The sequence below is a fragment of the Microbacterium paulum genome, assembly GCF_015707995.1.
GTDB lineage: Bacteria > Actinomycetota > Actinomycetes > Actinomycetales > Microbacteriaceae > Microbacterium > Microbacterium paulum.
The window spans coordinates 1-18,302 of sequence record NZ_JAAGRY010000061.1; the positions used below are offsets into that span (position 1 = coordinate 1).

Annotated in this window: 20 protein-coding genes and 1 tRNA gene; 7 read left to right on the forward strand and 14 right to left on the reverse strand. The window is 71.6% G+C overall.

Annotated features, from left to right (window positions below):
• From G3N18_RS12970 to G3N18_RS12980, 3 genes are all read right to left on the reverse strand, one after another.
• A partial coding sequence (locus tag G3N18_RS12970; RefSeq protein WP_230404175.1) for a hypothetical protein occupies nucleotides 1-913 on the reverse strand: 913 nt, incomplete at its 3' end.
• 203 nt (nucleotides 914-1,116) lie between these two features.
• Nucleotides 1,117-1,198, reverse strand: a tRNA-Tyr gene (locus G3N18_RS12975).
• Between the two features lie 87 nt (nucleotides 1,199-1,285).
• Nucleotides 1,286-1,771, reverse strand: coding sequence for an FBP domain-containing protein (locus G3N18_RS12980; protein WP_196384702.1), 486 nt, complete (start codon nucleotides 1,769-1,771; stop codon nucleotides 1,286-1,288).
• A gap of 66 nt (nucleotides 1,772-1,837) precedes the next feature.
• On the opposite strand from G3N18_RS12980, the gene G3N18_RS12985 reads away from it, so the two are divergent.
• The 4 genes from G3N18_RS12985 (at nucleotide 1,838) to G3N18_RS13000 (ending at nucleotide 4,895) form a co-directional block, all read left to right on the forward strand.
• Nucleotides 1,838-2,419 carry a GNAT family N-acetyltransferase gene (locus G3N18_RS12985; RefSeq protein ID WP_196384703.1) on the forward strand — a complete coding sequence of 194 codons (582 nt, stop codon included), beginning with the start codon at nucleotides 1,838-1,840 and terminating at the stop codon, nucleotides 2,417-2,419.
• 201 nt (nucleotides 2,420-2,620) lie between these two features.
• Nucleotides 2,621-2,869 (forward strand): hypothetical protein, encoded by a 249-nt coding sequence (locus G3N18_RS12990; protein WP_196384704.1) that lies wholly within the window; start codon nucleotides 2,621-2,623, stop codon nucleotides 2,867-2,869.
• A gap of 205 nt (nucleotides 2,870-3,074) precedes the next feature.
• A complete protein-coding gene (locus G3N18_RS12995; protein WP_196384705.1) occupies nucleotides 3,075-3,563 on the forward strand; it encodes a YajQ family cyclic di-GMP-binding protein in 489 nt (162 codons plus the stop codon).
• Nucleotides 3,564-3,566: 3 nt separating this feature from the next.
• On the forward strand, nucleotides 3,567-4,895 hold the full coding sequence (locus G3N18_RS13000) for a D-alanyl-D-alanine carboxypeptidase (RefSeq protein ID WP_196384706.1): 1,329 nt from the start codon (nucleotides 3,567-3,569) through the stop codon (nucleotides 4,893-4,895).
• On the opposite strand, the gene G3N18_RS13005 is transcribed toward G3N18_RS13000, so the two are convergent.
• On the reverse strand, nucleotides 4,867-5,520 hold the full coding sequence (locus tag G3N18_RS13005) for a TetR/AcrR family transcriptional regulator (protein ID WP_196384707.1): 654 nt from the start codon (nucleotides 5,518-5,520) through the stop codon (nucleotides 4,867-4,869). The genes G3N18_RS13000 and G3N18_RS13005 overlap by 29 nt on opposite strands.
• 63 nt (nucleotides 5,521-5,583) lie before the next feature.
• On the opposite strand from G3N18_RS13005, the gene G3N18_RS13010 reads away from it, so the two are divergent.
• Complete coding sequence (locus G3N18_RS13010; protein ID WP_196384708.1) at nucleotides 5,584-6,468, forward strand: oxygenase MpaB family protein; 885 nt, start codon at nucleotides 5,584-5,586, stop codon at nucleotides 6,466-6,468.
• Nucleotides 6,469-6,488: 20 nt separating this feature from the next.
• On the opposite strand, the gene G3N18_RS13015 is transcribed toward G3N18_RS13010, so the two are convergent.
• The 5 genes from G3N18_RS13015 to G3N18_RS13035 form a co-directional block, all read right to left on the reverse strand.
• Entirely contained in the window at nucleotides 6,489-7,475 is a 987-nt protein-coding gene (locus tag G3N18_RS13015) for an alpha/beta hydrolase (protein ID WP_196384709.1), read from the reverse strand.
• 133 nt (nucleotides 7,476-7,608) lie between these two features.
• Complete coding sequence (locus tag G3N18_RS13020) at nucleotides 7,609-8,982, reverse strand: FAD-dependent oxidoreductase (protein WP_196384710.1); 1,374 nt, start codon at nucleotides 8,980-8,982, stop codon at nucleotides 7,609-7,611.
• A 76-nt stretch (nucleotides 8,983-9,058) separates the two neighbouring features.
• A complete protein-coding gene (locus tag G3N18_RS13025) occupies nucleotides 9,059-10,132 on the reverse strand; it encodes a polyprenyl synthetase family protein (protein ID WP_420827100.1) in 1,074 nt (357 codons plus the stop codon).
• A 37-nt stretch (nucleotides 10,133-10,169) separates the two neighbouring features.
• On the reverse strand, nucleotides 10,170-10,832 hold the full coding sequence (locus tag G3N18_RS13030) for a class I SAM-dependent methyltransferase (RefSeq protein WP_206693240.1): 663 nt from the start codon (nucleotides 10,830-10,832) through the stop codon (nucleotides 10,170-10,172).
• A 163-nt stretch (nucleotides 10,833-10,995) separates the two neighbouring features.
• Nucleotides 10,996-11,553, reverse strand: a complete 558-nt coding sequence (locus G3N18_RS13035) for a DUF402 domain-containing protein (protein ID WP_196384712.1) — start codon at nucleotides 11,551-11,553, stop codon at nucleotides 10,996-10,998.
• A gap of 215 nt (nucleotides 11,554-11,768) precedes the next feature.
• On the opposite strand from G3N18_RS13035, the gene G3N18_RS13040 reads away from it, so the two are divergent.
• Nucleotides 11,769-13,031: a chorismate-binding protein gene (locus G3N18_RS13040; protein ID WP_196384713.1), complete on the forward strand. Its 1,263-nt coding sequence runs from the start codon at nucleotides 11,769-11,771 to the stop codon at nucleotides 13,029-13,031.
• A 113-nt stretch (nucleotides 13,032-13,144) separates the two neighbouring features.
• Here the strand turns inward: G3N18_RS13040 and G3N18_RS13045 are convergent, their stop codons facing one another.
• From G3N18_RS13045 to G3N18_RS13055, 3 genes are read right to left on the reverse strand one after another with little or no spacing between them, the layout of a single operon-like run.
• Nucleotides 13,145-14,008 (reverse strand): polyphosphate kinase 2 family protein, encoded by an 864-nt coding sequence (locus G3N18_RS13045; protein WP_196384714.1) that lies wholly within the window; start codon nucleotides 14,006-14,008, stop codon nucleotides 13,145-13,147.
• Nucleotides 14,009-14,033: 25 nt separating this feature from the next.
• On the reverse strand, nucleotides 14,034-15,836 hold the full coding sequence (gene menD / locus G3N18_RS13050) for a 2-succinyl-5-enolpyruvyl-6-hydroxy-3-cyclohexene-1-carboxylic-acid synthase (RefSeq protein WP_196384720.1): 1,803 nt from the start codon (nucleotides 15,834-15,836) through the stop codon (nucleotides 14,034-14,036).
• 1 nt (nucleotide 15,837) lies between these two features.
• Entirely contained in the window at nucleotides 15,838-16,236 is a 399-nt protein-coding gene (locus G3N18_RS13055) for a PLD nuclease N-terminal domain-containing protein (RefSeq protein ID WP_196384715.1), read from the reverse strand.
• 74 nt (nucleotides 16,237-16,310) lie between these two features.
• Here G3N18_RS13055 and G3N18_RS13060 point away from each other — a divergent pair, with 74 nt between their 5' ends.
• On the forward strand, nucleotides 16,311-16,589 hold the full coding sequence (locus G3N18_RS13060; RefSeq protein WP_196384716.1) for a DUF4229 domain-containing protein: 279 nt from the start codon (nucleotides 16,311-16,313) through the stop codon (nucleotides 16,587-16,589).
• 36 nt (nucleotides 16,590-16,625) lie between these two features.
• On the opposite strand, the gene G3N18_RS13065 is transcribed toward G3N18_RS13060, so the two are convergent.
• Both G3N18_RS13065 and G3N18_RS13070 read right to left on the reverse strand, forming a co-directional pair.
• Nucleotides 16,626-17,615, reverse strand: a complete 990-nt coding sequence (locus tag G3N18_RS13065) for a 1,4-dihydroxy-2-naphthoate polyprenyltransferase (RefSeq protein ID WP_196384717.1) — start codon at nucleotides 17,613-17,615, stop codon at nucleotides 16,626-16,628.
• A 304-nt stretch (nucleotides 17,616-17,919) separates the two neighbouring features.
• On the reverse strand, nucleotides 17,920-18,302 hold a 383-nt coding region (locus G3N18_RS13070), incomplete at its 5' end, for a glycerate kinase (protein ID WP_196384718.1).

The following is an 18,302-nucleotide window of genomic DNA, read 5'->3' on the forward strand; positions in this document are numbered from 1 at the left end:
TCTTCCGATCTCTGGCCGCGGGCGCCGGTGCGGGTGCCGCCGCGGGGGCGGCTTGTGTCGGAGCCGCTGCGGGCGCCGCGGGCGCATACGTGGGGCGGCCGGTGTAATACGCGTTCCAGTCGGGCGTGCCGTCGGGCAGCACGGGGAGCGGCGTCCGCCCGTCGGCGAAGGTCGGCCAGGGCAGCGGTGCAGGCCCCGCGGGCACGCCGGGTGCGGCGGCCGGCGCCGGCGCGACCGGCGGTTGCGCGTATCCGACGGCGGGCACACCGTAATAGAGGGCGGGCGCTGCGGGCCGTGGTCGCTTGGGAGCGAAGAGCGCGTTGACGAGCGGAACCATCGCCGTGCCGACCGCCGCGAGGATCGCGAGCGCGACGACCACGCGCCAATAGATCGCACGGTAGGTGACGTATTCGTCGGTCATGAGCGGCAGCACGAGCATGACCGCGAGGATCACGACGAGCCCGACGGTCACGTAGGTCACCACCGTCGTGAAGGTGGTCTGGTGGCGCGCGTAGGCGGCGAGCAGCAGGCGTGCGTGCAGCAGGGCGCCCTGGATGATGAGGGCGATGAGAATGAAGCGGAAGAACCGTTCCGCACCGACGCCGAAGTAACCGTGCGTCGGCATCCAGATCAAGAAAGCGCCGATCAGCAGGATCAGCACCCACGAGAGCATGCTGGCGAGCGAGAGCCACGCAGGCCGGCGCACGGCCAGGTTCGTCTCGAGGATCGCGACGCCGGCGAACGCCGCCAGCAGCAGCACGGTCAGGAACGCCTTGCCGACGATGCCGTTCTCGTCGCCGACGAGCACCCACACCACGCAGACGAGGGCGGCCGCGATGAGTGCCCCGATCGCCACCCAGATCGACGCGCGCAGGATCTTGGCGGACTGGGGTGAGGTGATCGGTTCGGTCATGTCGGTCCCTTCGCCGCGGCGGCCGGATTCTCCGGCGGGCGTCGGTCCCATCCTGACACGGATGACCCCCGCCACACGGCGTCGCGGCGAACTGTGGATGACTCGTCGGCGCGCGAGGCGCCCGGTGTGGCTCAGCCGGCGGGCCGCCCGAAAAGGCGAAATCCCCGGTGAGATATTTTCTATCTCACCGGGGATTTCCGCGGTGGCAGGTGAGGGATTCGAACCCCCGAAGTCTAAGACGGCTGATTTACAGTCAGATCCCTTTGGCCGCTTGGGTAACCTGCCAAGTGCGCACCCGACCGGCTTGTTCAGTCGAGCGGAGGCGCGATCACCTATCTTACCCATCCCGGGGCGATGCGAAAAACCGAGGCCTCAGACGGCCGCGGCGACGCGCGCCACGAAGGCCTCGACGCGGGCTCTCGTGCTGTCGATGCGCCGGTCGACGCTCGCGCGCACCTCGCTCGGAGCGAGCGGAGCGGCCAGGCGCACGTTGTCGTGGCATCCGAGATCTGCACAGATATACGTGCCGACGCTGTCGCCCCGCTCCCCCGCATCGCCCACGCGGCGCGCAGTGAACAGCGCCACTTGGTTGCCCGGCTGCATCGTGTGGCAGAGGTTGCACATCGCGGCGCGCGGTCGGGCCCCGGATGCCGCGCGCAGCACCACGCCCGTCGCGTCGCCGTCGTGCTCGACGAGCAGGTAGCCGCGCGAGCGGTTGTCGGGGTCGGTCCACGCCAGAAAGTCGAGGTGATCCCAGTCGGCGAGCACGAACGAGAGCGGAACGGAGAGCCGCTCCCGCTCGTCGGGCGTCGCGTTCACGAGCGCCGCGCGCACCTGGTCTTCGGTGAGCGGCAGCATCGGTCCAGTCTATGAGCGGGCCTACGGCGGTGGGCCGGCCCGGCCGCGGGTGCTTACGATCGGATGATGGATGCCTTCCCGCTCGAGACCGCGCGCCTCACGCTCGACCAGCCGACCGCCGCCGATGTCGACGACATCGCCCGCTTCTGCGCCGAGCCCGTGTTCGACCGGTTCATGGTCACGCCGTGGCCCTACGAGCGGCAGCATGCCGCGGGGTTCGTCGAGGAGTACGTGCCGAAGGGGTGGGCGCAGAACACCGAGTGGACGTGGGCGATCCGCGAGCACGGGGAGGCTGACCTTCTCGGCGTGATCAGCGTGCGGCTCGACGGCGGCATGGTCGGGTATTGGCTCGGCGCGCTGTATCGCGGGCGAGGCATCCTGCCCGAAGCGCTCGAGACAGTCGCCGATGCGGTGTTCACCCGTACCGAGCTCGATCGGGTGCGCTGGGAGTGCACACGCGGCAACGTCGCCTCGCTGCGGGTCGCGCAGAAGACCGGCTTCCGCTTCACCGGCGCGCAGCCGGGCCGCATTCCGAACCGCGACGGCTCGCCGATCCAGGCGTGGACGGGCGAGCTGCTGCGCACCGACGACCGCGCCGTGAAGCCGGGCTGGCCTGACGTCGCCGCGGGAGGTACGGCGGGGTCATAGCTCCTGCGCGTTCACAACGTCGGAGTGTTGGCCCCGACAGGGCCCGCCGAGGCCCGAAAGCGCGGGCGCGGCGCCAGATCTCCGAGGTTGTGAACACCTCGCGCCCGCTTCGCACCGGCGCTGAACGAGGATCTGGCAGACGAGCTCGATACCGAGGCAACCTCGGTCGCGGTGGTCGGTGGGCAGGTCGTCGCAAACTGCATGGTCTACCGGGATTCCGACCGACCCATCGTCACGGCCGAGACCGTCTTGCCGCACACCGCCGACGGCGAACGCCTCGTCGAAGGCTGCGTGCGCCGCGCGCTCGACGTGCTCGCCGCGCGCGGCGTGACGGACGTCGAGTTCGACGGGCACGTGTCGGACCCGCACTTTCTGCCCGTATGGACTCGGCTTCGCCCGACCGGGCGCTGGTTCCACCTGATGGAGGTCCCGGCGGCGAGCAGCGTCTAAAACACCGGCGGCTCGCACCCGCGCGGGCTACAGGGCGGACCAGGCATCGCACCTACGTGTTCATAACCTCGGAGATCTGCGGCCTTGAAGGGCCATAGAGGGGCAGAAGGGCGAAAACCGCGTCGGATCTCCGACGTTATGAACACCGGACCCCGGCGCCGCAACCCAGATGCCTCGCCGGGGAGAGGTGGGTAGATTGGACGGCATGGCTGATTCTTCGTTCGACGTCGTCTCCAAGATCGACCGGCAGGAGGCGGACAACGCCCTGAACCAGGCCCGCAAAGAGGTCGAGCAGCGCTACGACTTCAAGGGCACGGATGCCTCGATCGACTGGTCGGGCGATGCGATCCTCATCAAGGCGAACAGCGAAGAGCGCGCGAAGGCGATCCTCGACGTGTTCCAGTCGAAGCTCATCAAGCGCGGTATCTCGCTGAAGTCGCTCGAGTCGGGTGACCCGCAGGCATCCGGCAAGGAGTACCGCATCACGTCGACGCTCAAAGAGGGGATCTCGTCGGAGGATGCCAAGAAGATCGGCAAACTCATTCGCGACGAGGGCCCGAAGTCGGTGAAGTCGCAGATCCAGGGCGACGAACTTCGCGTGCAGTCGAAGTCGCGCGACGACCTGCAAGAAGTCCAGCGCCTGCTGAAGGCCGCCGACCTCGACGTCGACCTGCAGTTCGTCAACTACCGCTGAGGCGTGAGCGACCCCGACCTGCAGTCCGAGTTCGCCGACCTCTTCGAGGTCGATGAGCAGGACGGTCCCGACCCGGCTCTGATCGCGGCGCGCCGTCGCCTCGTGCGTCGCGCCCTGATCACCGTCACCGTCGTGATGACGGTGGCCCTGGCATCCATCGTCGGCTACGTCTTCTGGGCGCTGAACGCACCGCTCCCCTCCCCCGTCGCGACCACCCGCAGCCTCGAGGCGCCGACGACCCAGGCCGCCACCTTCGCGCTGCCGGCCGAGGGGGCGACCGCCGTCGCCGTGACGGGCGCCCCCGACTACCTCGGCGCAGACGGGGTGCGCCTCACGGCCGGTGACGACGGGGCACGCTCCATTGCGAGCATCAGCAAGGTCATCACGGCGCTCGTCGTGCTCGACGCGCACCCGATCGCCGACGGCGACGTCGGCCCCACCCTCACCTTCAGCAAGGCCGACCACGACCTGTACGACCAGTACTACGTGCAAGACGCCGCGGTCGCCGAAGTGCCCACCGGCAGCACCATGTCGCTGCGCGACGCCCTCGCGACCATGCTCATCCCCTCGGCGAGCAACTACGCCGACGCCGTCTCGACCTGGGCGTTCGGTTCGCGCAGCGCCTTTCTGTCAGCGACGGACGACTACCTCGCCCGCGAGGGCCTCACCGGCACGACCCTCGTCGAGCCGACCGGCATCAGCCCCCGGAACGTCAGCACGCCCAGCGACCTCCTGCGCATCGCGCAACTCGCCGCCGCGAACTCGACGATCCGCGCCATCGCGGCGACCCCCGACATCACCCTGCCCGGGCCGGGGCACCTCACGAACACCAACACGCTGCTCGGCGAGGGGGGCGTCACCGGTCTGAAGACCGGCAACCTCGGCGAGGGCACCTTCAGCCTGCTGTTCACCGCGACGGTCGACACCGGCGTCGGTGAGCCCCTCGACGTCACCGGCATCACCCTCGGCGGCGCCTCGCGATCGTCGCAGGATGCCGCGGTGCTGGGCCTCCTCGACAGCATCCGCGCCGGGTTCCGGGACGTGCCCCTCGTCTCCGCCGAGACGCTCGTCGGTTCGTACACGACCGCCTGGGGCGCCACCGCTCAATTGGTTGTCGCGGACGCCGCCTCGCTGCGTACCTGGTCGGACACCCCGATCATGATCGCCACCGACATCACGAACCCGACGGAGTACCGCGACGGCGAGCAGGTCGGATCGGTCACCTGGACCGCCGGCCCCGCGCACACCACGGCCGCGCTCCGCGTGCGCGGCACGATCGAGCCGCCCACCGATTGGTGGCGCCTCACCCACCCGGGCGAGCTGCTGGGCTGACGCCGGGCGCCGCCAGGCGCTCGATCGCGTCGAGCTGTGCCCGGAAGACCGCCGTCGACAGTTCGATGTCGCCCGGGGCATCCTCCTGCACGGCGAAGACGGCGCCCATGGCGGTCATGCCGACGCCCACGGCGAGCGACGCCTCTTCGAGCACGCTCGCCTCGGGCAGCCGCCGATACTCGGGGTGGACGCTCAGCCAGCCGCTCAGGTAGACGGTGAGCTGCGTGCTGATGCGCGCGTACTGGTTCTTGATCAGCTCCAGGGCTCCGGGCTGCTCCATCGCGAGGCGCGCCCGCCCGCGCGCGACGGCGGGGTTCATCCGCGTGTGCCCGACGGAGGCGAGCAGGAGCACGTAGACGGCGCTGACGGCATCGGTCGTGGATGCCGCGGCGAGCGTCCGCTCGGCGGATTCCGCCTCGATGAGCTCGATCGGTTTGCCGAAGATCGCGGCCTCACGCGTGGGCATGTAGTTGAAGAAGGTCGCGCGCGAGATCTCGGCGAGCGCGCAGATCTCGCGCACGGTCACCTGCGCGAACCCGTCGCGCAGGGCGATCCGCACGGCCGCGATCTCGATCGCGTTCTCCGTCTGGCGCTTCTTGCGCTCGCGCAGTCCCTCCCCTGGCATGCGACCATGGTACAACTTAGAGACAGTCTAACTTTGTACCCCGTCCCCCAAAATGGAGCACCCATGAGCACGACCGAAATCCCCGCGGCGTCGACGCCGACGCACGACGGCTACTTCGCCCCCGACAGCGTCTCGTGGCGGGTCTTCGCCGACCCGGCATCCAAGCTCGGCGGCATGGCCGCGCTGCTGATGCAGGCGCTGAACCCGTTCATGATGCGCGTGTTCTACAACACGACCGTCTCGCACGAGGACTCCGCGGGCCGCGACGAGCGCACCGGCCGCTACTTCGAGACCGTCGTGTTCGGTGACAAGGCCCACGCCGACAAGGCGAGCGAGATCGTGCGCCGCATGCACGCGCACGCCCGGTGGACCGACCCGAACACGGGCGAGGTGCTCGCGGCAGACAACCCGCAGTGGCTCGCGTGGACCCACAACACCTTCGTCTACGCGCTCGTGCGCGCGAGCCGACAGTTCGGTGTGCCCCTGACGGATGCCGAGGTGGAGCAGTTCGTCGTCGAGCAGCTCGTCGCGGGCCGGCTCATCGGCATCGAGGACGAGTCCCTCCTCCCCCGCACCTGGGCCGACCTCGAGACGTACATCGACGCGCAGACGTCGTGGCTCGCCCTGGGCGTCGAGGCCGCGGAGGTCACGCGGGGTCTGCGCAAGCCGGTGCTCCGCGGCAACCCGATCACCGTCTGGACCACGGTCATCGTGCAGGACGGCGTCCTCAGCATCCTCCCGGAGTGGGCGCGCCTGCTCTACGGCATCGACGGACGCCCGATGAACCTCCGCTCCGCGGCCCGCACGACGGCCTGGCTCATGTCGCTCGCGCGCAAGTCGAAGCACGGCGCGACCCTGATCGCCGACGCGACCAAGCGCGTGCAGGACCACCCGTACCGCCGCCTGCGCGGCGAAAACGCCCGGACGCGGGCCGGTGTGCGGCACTGACCGGCGAAGCGGCGAGCGGCTCAGATCGCACGCGGCATCGCGCCCGTGAGCAGCCACGCCCGCAGCGCGGCGTAGGCGGCCGCTCGCGCTTCCCGGTCAGACAGGAAGACGTCATGGATGGCGTCGGGGATCCGCTGGATGCCGACGCGCCGGCCGATTCGCGTCGCGGCGCGCGCGATATCGTCGACCACGAGCACGCTGTCGGTGGACGTCATCGCGGGCGCCCAATGCATCGGTGACGTGTACCCCTTCGAGAGCAGGACGAACACGGGCGCGTCGATGTCTACGCCGGCGGCGATCGTGCGTTGCCCGGTCATGATCGCGGCGAGCCAGCCCGGATGCGTCGGGAAGCCGCGTTCGGGGCGCCATCCCTCGGGACTGTCCGGGAGCGTACCGAGCTCGCGCTGCGCGCGCGTGTAGAACCCCAGGTCGACGACGGGATTCGTGCCGAGCGGATCGAAACGCGCCCGCGCGGCGACCAGCGGCGCGATCGCCTGCCGCCCGATGGCCCCGGTCTGCAGCTCGAGCCAGGGACTGTTCAGCACGACCGCCGCCGCTTCGCCGGGGTGACGTGCGGCCCACAGGCTCAGGGTCAGTCCGCCCGTCGAATGCCCCATCAGCACGAGGCGCCGCGGCGACCGGCGCGCGCGCCCGCGCATCGCGTCGAGGGCGGCGGCGATGTCGGCATCGTACTCGTCGAGACTCGCGACATAGCCCGGCGTCTGACCTTGCCGCATGCTCCGGCCGTACTTGCGCAGGTCGAGGGCGTAGAAGCGCGCGCCGAGCCGGTTCCAGAAGCGGGCGAGATCGGTCTGGAAGAAGTAGTCCGACCAGCCGTGTACGTACAGGACGTCGACGTCGACGAGGGGCGCGAGCGCCGCTGCGCGCGGCCGCGACCGCACGAGCGTCGCGACGACGTCACCCTCGGCATCCGTCCCGAGCAGCAGCGTCAGCTGTTCGAACGGCGCACCCAGGATGTCGGGCACCCATTTCTGCACGTCGGTCATGCCGCCAGCCTAACGAGGCCTCCGCGGCGGTCCGCCGCCGGCCCGCTTCGGGAGGGCTTCTGCATTCCGGAGGGCGAATGCGGCTCAGGAGTCCTCCCGAATGCCGATGTCCTCCCGAACGCCGCCGCGCGGCTTACTCGGCCCGCGAGACCCGCACCATCTCGTCGCGGTCGACGACCTTGATGCGGGCACGGCCGTGCGGGGCGCCGAGCGCGATCTCGTGCTCATCGAGCCGGTGCCAGCCGTCGAGGTCGGTCCAGGCCACGCCGCGCTCGGCGAGAAGCGCCGGAATCGCCTCGGGCGACGGGTCGGCCGGCTGCCACCACGACCCCTGGTCGTTGATGAGGTGACTGACCGTCTCCATCGCATCCGACTTCGTGTGTCCGATGAGACCGACCGGACCGCGCTTGATCCAGCCCGTCGCGTAGACGCCGGGGACGCGCTCGTTCGAGTCCTTGCGCAGGACCTGACCCTCGTGGTTCGGGATCACGCCGTGCTTCTTGTCGAAGGGCACGCCGGGCAGGGGCGACCCGAAGTAGCCGACGGCCCGGTACAGCTGCTGCAGCGGGATCTCGCGCAGCTCGCCCGTGCCCTCGACGCCGCCCTGCCCGTCGGGGCGGGTGCGCTCGTACACGAGCGCCGCCGCGCGGCCGTCGTCATCGGTGCGCACCTCGACCGGCTTCGCCCAAAAGTGCAGGTGCAGTCGGCGCGACGCCGTCCCGCCCTGATTGTTGACCGATTCGCGCTTGCGCCACGACTGCAGCACCCGGTCGATGACCATCACCTGCTTGTTCGACGCGATCGCGGCCTGGGATACCTCGTCGTAGTCGAAGTCCTCGTCGTACACGACCATGTCGACGTCGCGGAGCTCACCGAGTTCGCGCAGCTCAAGCGGCGTGAACTTCACCTGCGCCGGGCCGCGACGGCCGAACACGTGCACATCGGTGACAGCGGATGCCTCGAGCCCGGCCTGCACGTTGGCGGGGATCTCGGTGGGAAGCAGGTCCTCCGCGTGCTTGGCGAGCACGCGCGCCACATCGAGGGCGACGTTGCCGACGCCGACGACGCCGACCGACGCGGCATCCAGCGGCCACTCGCGCGGGAAGTCGGGGTGCCCGTCGTACCAGCTGACGAAGTCGGCGGCCCCGTAAGAGCCGACCGCGTCGATCCCGGGGATCTCGAGCGCGGCGTCGCGGATCGCGCCGGTCGCGAAGATGACGGCGTTGTAGTGCTGCTTGAGGTCCTCGAGGGTGAGGTCCTCGCCGAAGCGCACGTTGCCGAAGATGCGGATGTCCCCGCGGTCGAGCACGTCGCGCAGCGCATTGATGATGCCCTTGATGCGCGGGTGGTCGGGCGCGACGCCGTAACGCACGAGGCCGTACGGGGCGGGCAGGTGGTCGAACAGGTCAATCGACACGTCGAACTTGCGCTCGGCCTTCAGCAGGATGTCCGCAGCGTAGATGCCGGCGGGACCCGCGCCGACGATGGCCAGCCTCAGCTTGGTCATGGTGTTCCTTTGCAGTGCGGGACCGCGAGTCGATCCCTGATGGTGTCGTGAGCGTGTCGAGACGGTCGAGGATGCCTCAACTGGAGCGGTCGACGATGACGTGCGAGAGCCGCACGAGTGCGTCGCGCACGACGCCGGCCGGAAGCGGGTCGATCGCCGCCACCGCGGCATCGGCCCATTCGTACGCCTGCCGGCGCGTGGCCTCGGTCGCCGGGTGCTCGCGCAGGGCGGTGATCGCGTCGTCGAGGATCGCGGGGTCGGCGCCATCGGCGATCCGCAGCACACCGTCGTCGATCGTCGCCTTGAGCGCCCGCGAGGCCGGATCACCCGACCGCCCGAGAAGCAGATACGGCATGGTCGGCACGCCCGCGCGCAGGTCGGTTCCGGGCACCTTGCCGGTCTCGTCGGGGTCGGGCGACAGATCGATCACGTCGTCGAGCAGCTGGAACGCCACCCCGACCTTCTCGCCGTACTGGCGCACGGGGTCGCGGTACTCCGACGAGGCATCCGAGAACAGCACGCCGGCGTGGGCGGATGCCGCGATCAGCGAACCGGTCTTGTCGGCCAGCACCTGCAGGTAGAACTCCACCGGGTCTTCGCCGGCCTGCGGGCCCACGGTCTCGTGCATCTGACCGAGTACGAGGCGCTCGAACGTGTCGGCCTGCAGCCGGATCGCGCGCTCGCCGATCTGCGCCATGAGCTGGCTCGCACGGGAGAACAGCAGGTCTCCGGTCAGGATCGCGACGTTGTTGCCCCACACCGCGTGCGCGCTCGGCACCCCGCGGCGCACGTCGGCGCCATCCATGACGTCGTCGTGGTACAGGGAGCCGAGGTGGGTCATCTCGAGCGCCGTGGCGCCCGCGATCACGTCGTCGATGGCGCCCTCGCCGAGCTCGGCGGTCAGCAGCGTCAGCATGGGACGCACCCGCTTGCCGCCGGCCTCGTAGAGGTAACGGGTGGTCGCGTCGGCGAGGGTGTCCGAGACCTTCAGCTCGCGCGCGAGCGTCTGCTCGACGCGGTCGAGACCGTCTTCGACGACCCGCAGCAGCTTGCGCATGCGCGGTCCGGCCAGCACACGCTCGGTCAGGCCCAGCTGCGCCGAGAGGCGCTCGCCCGAGGCATGGGCACCGGCGGGAAGGCTTGCAGTCACGGTCCCAGCCTACCGGGGCACGCCCGCACGCGGACGGTCACGCGAGCGGCTTGACAGCGCGGTGCAGCGCCACGATGCCGAAGGTGAGGTCGCGATGCGCGACCTGCGCCCACCCGGCATCACGGATCCACCCCGACAGCGTCTTCTGGTCGGGCCAGTCGCGGATCGACTCGTTCAGGTAGTCGTAGGCGTCGGCGTTCGAGCTCACGGTCTTCGCGACGACCGGCAGCACGCGGTCGTTGTAGAAGCGGTACAGGCCCGCGAACGCGACGTTCTGCGGGTGCGAGAACTCGCAGATCACGAGCCGCCCGCCGGGGGCGGTCACCCGCAGCATCTCGGCGAGCGCCTTCTTGGGGTCGTTCACGTTGCGCAGCCCGAACGAAATCGTGACCGCGTCGAACTCGCCGTCCGAGAACGGCAGCGACGTGGCATCCGCTTCGACGAACGTCACGTTCGGCACGTGGCCGTGCCGGCGGCGCCCCTCGGCGATCATGCCGGGCGAGAAGTCGCCCGCCACCACCTCGGCGCCGCTGCGGGCCAGGGCCACCGAGCTCGCCCCGGTGCCGGCGGCGAGATCGAGGATGCGCTGGCCGGGGCGCGGCGCGACGGCGCGCGTCGTGGCCACCCGCCACAGCTTGTCCTGCCCGAGGCTCAGCACGGTGTTGGTGCGGTCGTAGCCGCTCGCGACCTCGTCGAACATGCCGCTCACGCGCGACGGGTCTTTGCCGAGGTCTGCGCGGTGCTCCGCCGTTGCGGAGTCGGCGGGGCGGGGCTGGTCGGCGTGGGGCTCGGTCACCGTTCGATCCTAGGCGGGCGGGCCGGACGGCAGGGGCGGGCGGGGCGGCTGGGGGCGGGCCGGTCTGTCAGGCGGGCGCGAGCCGGTCGAGGGCCGCGAGCCAGTGCACCGCCGTCGCCGTGTCGAACGGGGCGCCCTCCTCGGTGACGGCTCGTTCGAGGTTGAGCGCCACCTGCTCGAGGCGCGTGACGATGTCGAGCGGGTAGCCGTAGTGCACGCGGTGCTCCTCCCACTCGTCGCGGTCGTCGATCCAGATGCCGCGGCCGTCGCGGGCGCGGATCACGTCGAGGTCCATGTCGATTCCGGTGGGACTGCCGTCTTGCCACCGCACGTCCCACGCGATGTCGATGTAGATCGCGTACGAGGCGGGGGCGGGGTTGAAGGTGGCCGCCCATTCTCCCGACGGCGAAATGAGCGTGACGTTGTCGACGTCGACCGTCACGTCGCGCCCCGGCCGGACACTGCGCCACCCCGACCGTTGGCCCACCCAGTCGCCCCAGCGGTCGCTCCCGAGAAAGACGCAGTCGTGCTGCCAGTGCGGCGAGCCGTCCCACTTGCGCCAGTCGAAGACGAGCCGGCTCCCCGGCGCGGGGCGTTCAGGGGCGGGCGCGGGTGCGTCGGTCATGGCCGCGAGCCTACGCCGCGCCGCGCGTCGCCCGTACCGTATTCAGTCTCTGCGGCCACGGCCCGGGCCGGGCACCGCGCGTTCCCGCGCCCCGCGCGCTGGCGCCACGGCGCGCAGACTGAATACAGTACGCACCGAGGCCGCCACGCCCGCGTCCGCACCCGCGAGAACCGCACCGGCTCGGGCCCGGACCGCTCCGGATTAGGCTGAAGGACGTGAGCGACGCGACCCCCACGACGACAGGACTCCGCGTCGTGACCCGCGAGATCGCGCCGCTCGGCGACCTGCTCGAATACGCCGACCCCGCGGATCCGCTCGTCTGGAGCCGGCGCGGCGCGTGGCTCGTCGGCGTCGGCGACGCCCTGACCCTCACCGCCGCGGGCACCGATACCGCCTCGCTCGCCGACCGCTGGCGCGAGGTCGCCGCCGCCGCGCACGTCGACGATCACGTCGAGGCGCCCGGCTCGGGCCTCGTCGCGTTCGGGGCGCTGCCGTTCGCCGCGCACTCGGCATCTCCCGCCGTGCTCACGGTGCCGCGGCTCACGATCGGCCACGCAGCCGATCGCACGTGGGCGACGTGGGTGCTGCCGGATGCCGGTGCGCCCGACCCGACCGAACCGACCCCCGTGCCGTTCGGCCCGCACTGGTCGGCGGCGGTCGGCCCGGGCGCACTCACCCCCGAGGGCTATCAAGACGCCGTGCGCGCGGGCCTCGCGGCGATCGCCGCGGGCGAGGTCAGCAAGGTCGTGCTCGCACGCGACCTCGCCGGCACCGTGCCCGCCGGGTCGGACCTCCGCCGCCTCGTGCGCTCGCTCGCCTCGGGCTACCCCGACACGTGGGTCTACGCCGTGCACGGCCTCATCGGCGCGAGCCCCGAGACCCTCGTGACGGTCGCGGGCGGCACCGTCACCGCGCGTGTGCTCGCCGGCACCGTCGCCCGGGGTGCCGACCCCGACGCCGATCGCGAGGCGGCGCTCGCCCTGGCATCCAGTGTCAAAGACCTCGACGAGCACGGGTACGCCGTGCGCAGCCTCGTCGACGCGCTCACCCCGCACACGTCGGCCCTCGCGGCGAGCGAGCAGCCGTTCACGCTCGCGCTGCCGAACGTGTGGCACCTCGCGACCGACGTCGAGGCGACGACGGCGGCCGACACGTCGGTGCTCGACCTCATCGCGGTGCTGCACCCGACGGCCGCGGTGGCGGGAACGCCGACGGATGCCGCGCTCGCGGCCATCGTGCGCATCGAGCCGTCCGACCGGGGTCGCTACGCGGGGCCGGTCGGCTGGGTCGACGCGCACGGCGACGGCGAGTGGGCGATCGCGCTGCGCGGAGCGCAGTTCGACCTCGCCGGGGCGGACGACACGGGCATCCCGTTCACGGCCCACGCCGGCGCGGGAATCGTCGCGGGCAGCGATCCCGAGGCCGAACTGCTCGAGACCCGGGTGAAGTTCCGCCCCATCGTCGACGCCCTCGCCTGACGCCCCTCGACAAGCTCGGGGACCGGGCACGCTCGGGCACCGGCCAGCACGTTCGGAGACCGGGCAGCGAGCGCGGGGACGGGGCAGCACGCGCGGTGACCGGATGCGGCGCACTAGGTCGCTGCGAGGCGGCGTTTCTCGAGCGCGACGTCGAAGTCGGCGGCGGGCCACTGCGGGTCGATGTCTTCGAGGGCGTCGAGCAGCAGCGCCTGCACTGCGAGCCGCGCGTACCACTTGCGGTCGGCGGGCACGACGAACCAGGGTGCGTCGGGCGTCGAGGTGCGGTCGAAGACCGTCTGGTAGGCATCCATGTACTGCGGCCACAGCGCCCGCTCGTCCACGTCGGCGGGGTTGTACTTCCAATACTTGTCCGGGCGGTCGAGGCGCTCGGCCAGGCGCGCCTTCTGCTCGTCCGACGAGATGTGCAGCATCACCTTGACGATGTGGATTCCCCGGTCGACCAGCCCCTTCTCGAAGGCGTTGATCGCGCCGTAGCGCCGCTCGATCTCGGCGTCATCGGCGAGGTGGCGGACCCGCCCGATCAGCACGTCCTCGTAGTGCGACCGGTCGAACACGCCAATGAACCCCGGTTCCGGCACGCGCTTCTCGACGCGCCAGAGGAAGTCGTGCGCGAGCTCTTCGGGGGTCGGCTTCTTGAATGCCGCGAGCGACACCCCCTGCGGGTCGACCGCGCCGATCACGTGGCGCACGATGCCGCCCTTGCCGGCGGTGTCCATCCCCTGCAGCACGAGGAGCACCGCGGGCGAGCCGTCGACGACGCGCGATTGGGCGTAGAGGCGCTCCTGCAGGTCGTCGAGCTCGTCGACGCCCGCCGCGAGGTCTGCGGCGCCACGCTTTTTCCGCTGCTCGTACCCGGGCGTCGACCGCGGGTCGACGGCGTCGAGGCGGAAGCCCGGCCCCGCCCGCAGCAGATCGGCGGGGTCATCCGTCCAATGGGTCTGGCTCTTCGCAGTCATTCAGCCATGATGGCGGACTGCCGTGTCACCGTGCCAGTGCCACCTCGATGAGCTGGCGGCCGGTGACCGGCGCCACGAGCGCCTGATCGAGCTCGGTGCGGGTCGTCGCGCGCACGTACTCCCAGCCGTAGGCCGCAGCCAGCAGGTCGACGCGCACGTTCTGCGGCGTGTAGAGCACGCGGTCCATCGCCGCCGCCGACGCCGTCTGCGCGACCTCGAGCCCGTCGAAGATCGTGCCGCCGCCGTCGTTGCCGACGATCACCTGGATGCGCGGTGCGGGCTCTCCGGCGGGCTGCAGCAGCGCACCCGCGTCGTGCAGCAGCGCGAGGTCGCCGATGACGACACGCGTCACCCCCGCGCCACCCGTCGACTGGCTCGTGAGGGCGACGCCGAGCCCCGTCGCGATCGTGCCGTCGATGCCGGCGAGCCCGCGGTTCGCGTGCACGGGAACCTTTTTGCCCGCGAGCACCTGGTCGGCCACGCGCACGAGCCGCGACGACGCGAACAGCAGCCGATCGTGCGGCCACGTCGCCCGCCACACCGCGTCGACGAGCGTCGCCCGGTCGATCGGAGCCCGCAGCACGTCGAGTTCGGCGGCGATCGCCCCGAGACGTTCTTTCGGCACGGCGGATGCCAGGGCGTCGGCATCGGGGGCGGCGGGGGCGAGGTCGACGGCAGCCGCGCGCGACGCGCGCATCCAGGCGCCGAACCATTCCCGGTCTTGGTCGCCGACCGCGGCGATCACCGCGTCGACCGCTGTCGTCGCATCGTTGAGGTTGAGCGGCTCCCCCGGCCCGCGCACGGCGTAGACCTCGACGTCGGGGCGCGAGAGCAGGGCCGTCACCTCACGGCTGAGCGTCGGATGCCCGAACACGATAGCCCGTTCGATGCGGCCGCCCAGTTCGGCGTCGGCGAGCAGCGCCCGGTAGCCGTGCACGAGATTCCGCCCGAAACGCGCGCCCGAGACGATCTCGGCGACGAGCGGCCACCCGCCCGCGTGCGCCAGCGCTTCGGCGGCGGCCCCGGCATCCGCCCCCGCGACGACGACCGTGCGGGGACCGCGCTCGAGCACGTGCGGATCGAGGTCGCGATCGCTCGGCAGGTCGGACTCGCCGATGCCACCGCCGCCCTGGTAGAGCGCACCCGACAGCCGCTGCTCGACCACGGGCGGGGCGGGAGCGTCGTCGGGACCGGGGTCTGCGGCGATGAGCGTCGTCGTCGGGGCGCCGAGCCAGTCCGGCAGCGCACCGGCCAGCGGCTCGCGGTACGGCAGGTTCAGATGCACGGGACCCGCCTGCCGCGTGCCCGCGCCGAGCGCCGCTGCGAGCGCCTCGTCGGCGACGGCGCGGAGCATGTCGGACTGCTCGCCCGCACCGTCGTCGTCGGTCTCGCACGGCACCGGCAGGTCGGTCTCGAAACGCACGCTCGGCGCGAACATGCCGGGCTGGCGGGTGGTCTGGTTGGCGCCGACGCCGCGCAGCTCGGGCGGGCGGTCGGCGGTCAGCAGCAGCATCGGCACGCCCGCGTGGTGGGCTTCGAGCGCCGCGGGCAGCAGGTTCGCCACCGCCGTGCCCGACGTGCAGAGAACGACGGCAGGCATCCGGCTCTCGCGCCCGATGCCGAGCGCCGTGAACCCTGCGACCCGCTCGTCGATGCGCACGTGCACGGATGCCAGGCCGCGCGCCTCGAGCTCGGCAGCGACCAGGGCGAGAGCCTGCGAGCGCGAGCCGGGGCTCACGACGATGTGGCGGACGCCCCGTTCGACGAGCCTGCCGAGCAGGGCGGCGGCGGCGTCGGTCGCGGGCGCCGCCTGGCGTGCCGAGGCCATGTCAGCCGCGCGCACCGCGCGACGGGCCCTCGCCGTCGTCGTCGGAGGCGGGCGAGGAGGGAGTGCCGGGCCGGTCGGGGTCGGCGTCTTCGGCGTCGAGGGCGGCGAGCTCGGCCTCGAGACGGCGGATGCGCTCGTCTTGATCGCTGATCGAGCCGATGCTGCCGAGGAACTCGAGATCGTCGTCGGGGGCTTTGTACACGGGCGCCTGGCGCTGACGGCCGCGACCGACGACGAACCACAGGATGCCGCCGAGAACCGGCAGCAGCACGACGATGAGGATCCACACCGGCTTGCTCACCCCGCGGTGACGCGTGGGCGGCAGCAGGGCGCAGTCGACGATGCTGTAGACCCAGAACGCGATCAGCAGCAGCACCACCGGCAGAAGCACGCGCACCACGCTTCCATCCTAGGCGCGCGCACCGCGCGGCGCGGCCCGTGGGCGGCCCGCTCGGCCGAGCGTAAGCTGGGAGCATGCGTGCTCGCTCGGCCCTCGTCTATACCGTGCTGCGTCTCGCGGCGTTCCTGGTGCCGTTCGGCCTCATGATGCTCCTGCCCGTCATGCGCGAGTACTACTGGCTCTCGGCGATCTTCGCCGCGCTCATCGGGCTGAGCCTGTCGACGCTGTTCCTGCGCCGACCGCTGGCCGACATGACCGCGGGCCTCGGCGAGCGCCGCTCGCGCAAGGTCACCGACGAAGACGTCGAGGATGCCGCGGCGCAAGACGTGGCATCCACTCGCCCGACCGACTGAGGGCGCGGCGCGCGCTGCGTCAGCTGCGGTCTCTCGTCAGCCGACGAACGCCCAGCAGAGAAAGCCCGCGACGGCGAGCGAGGTGAGCGACGTCAGCCCGAGGGCGACGACGAGCTCGCGCGGGGCGCGGTAGGTCCAGACGATAAGGATCGCGCAGGCTGCCGGAATGAGGGCGAGAAGGCCGAGCCACGCGAGCGGATACACCTGGGCGAGGAACGCGACGATCCCGAAGGCGACGAGCACGAGCACGGTGTAGAGCACCTGCGTGGCGCGCTTTCCGATCCGGACGGTCAGGGTCTTCTTGCCGGCGAGGCGGTCTTGGTCGATGTCGCGCAGGTTGTTCGCGAGCAGCACGGCGCACGCGAGCAGGCCCGCGACCGTGCCACCCCACCACGCCTCCTGCGGCACGGAGTCTGCCTGCACGTACGTCGTACCGACCGTCGCGACGAGGCCGAAGAACACGAAGACGAACAGCTCTCCGAACCCGGCATAGCCGTACGGACGCCTTCCGCCGGTGTAGAACCACGCGGCCACGACGCACGCGGCGCCCACCAGCAGCAGCCACCAGTGGCCCGTGCGCACGACGATCGCGGTGCCGGCGACCGCGGCGATCGCGAACCACGTGAGGGCGACCGCCAGCACCGTGCGCGGTGCGGCCTTGCGCGAGGCGGTGAGGCGGGCGGGGCCGACGCGCTCGTCGTCGGTGCCGCGGATGCCGTCGCTGTAGTCGTTGGCGTAGTTCACACCGATCTGCAGGGCGACCGCCACGACCAGGCAGCACAGCGCGATCACCCAGTGGAACTCGGTGCGCGTGATGAGGGCCGCTCCCGTGCCGATGATGACCGGGGCGATCGCGAGAGGCAGGGTGCGCAGGCGCGCCGCGCCGATCCAGTCGCGCGCCGTCGCCGGTGCGACGTGCGCGGGGTCGCGCGAGACGTGCGCACGCTGCGGGTTGCCGTGCGGCTTCTGCTTCTGCGGACCGCTCTTGGTGCCGGTGTGCTTCTTCTTGCGGGTGCTGCCTGCCACCCCAGAATCCTATTCCCGCCGCGCGCGGGGACCGTGCGGCGGCGCCGGGGCCGCCAGCCTGGGCCGATGCGTCACCATTCGTCGGAGCGGTGGTGCAGGTGTCACCTCCCGAGCACCAACCGGCTACTCCCGCCCCGCCGATCCGACGGATGAGCTCGCACCGGCAGCACGGGCGCCTCCCCGCCCGTCGGGACCGCAGGGCTGCCGCCCTCGCCGCTGCCCGGGGCCGGGGCCGATGCCGATCCCGCTCCCCCACCATCCGTCGGAGCGGTGGTGCAGGTGTCACCTCCCGAGCACCAACCGGCTACTCCCGCCCCGCCGATCCGACGGATGAGTCGTCTCCCGCGAAGCGACCCCGGGCGAGGTCTTCGGCGATGAGGCGCCCGACGCGCTGCAGCAGCGGCAGCGCCTCGGCCATGCTCACGGCCGGATCGGGTTCGAGATCGGCGAGCGCGTACACAGCGACGAAGCCGGCCGCGGCGAGCGCTGCGGGCTCGAGGGTCGTCCGGCCGCACACGGCGACCACCGGAACGGATGCCGCGCGGGCGGCAGCCGCGACGCCGAGCGGGGTCTTGCCGCCGAGGCTCTGCGCGTCGAGGCTCCCCTCCCCCGTGACGACGAGGTCTGCCGCGGCGATGCGCTCGGCGAGCCCGGTGAGCCGCTGCACCACCTCGATGCCCGGCTCGC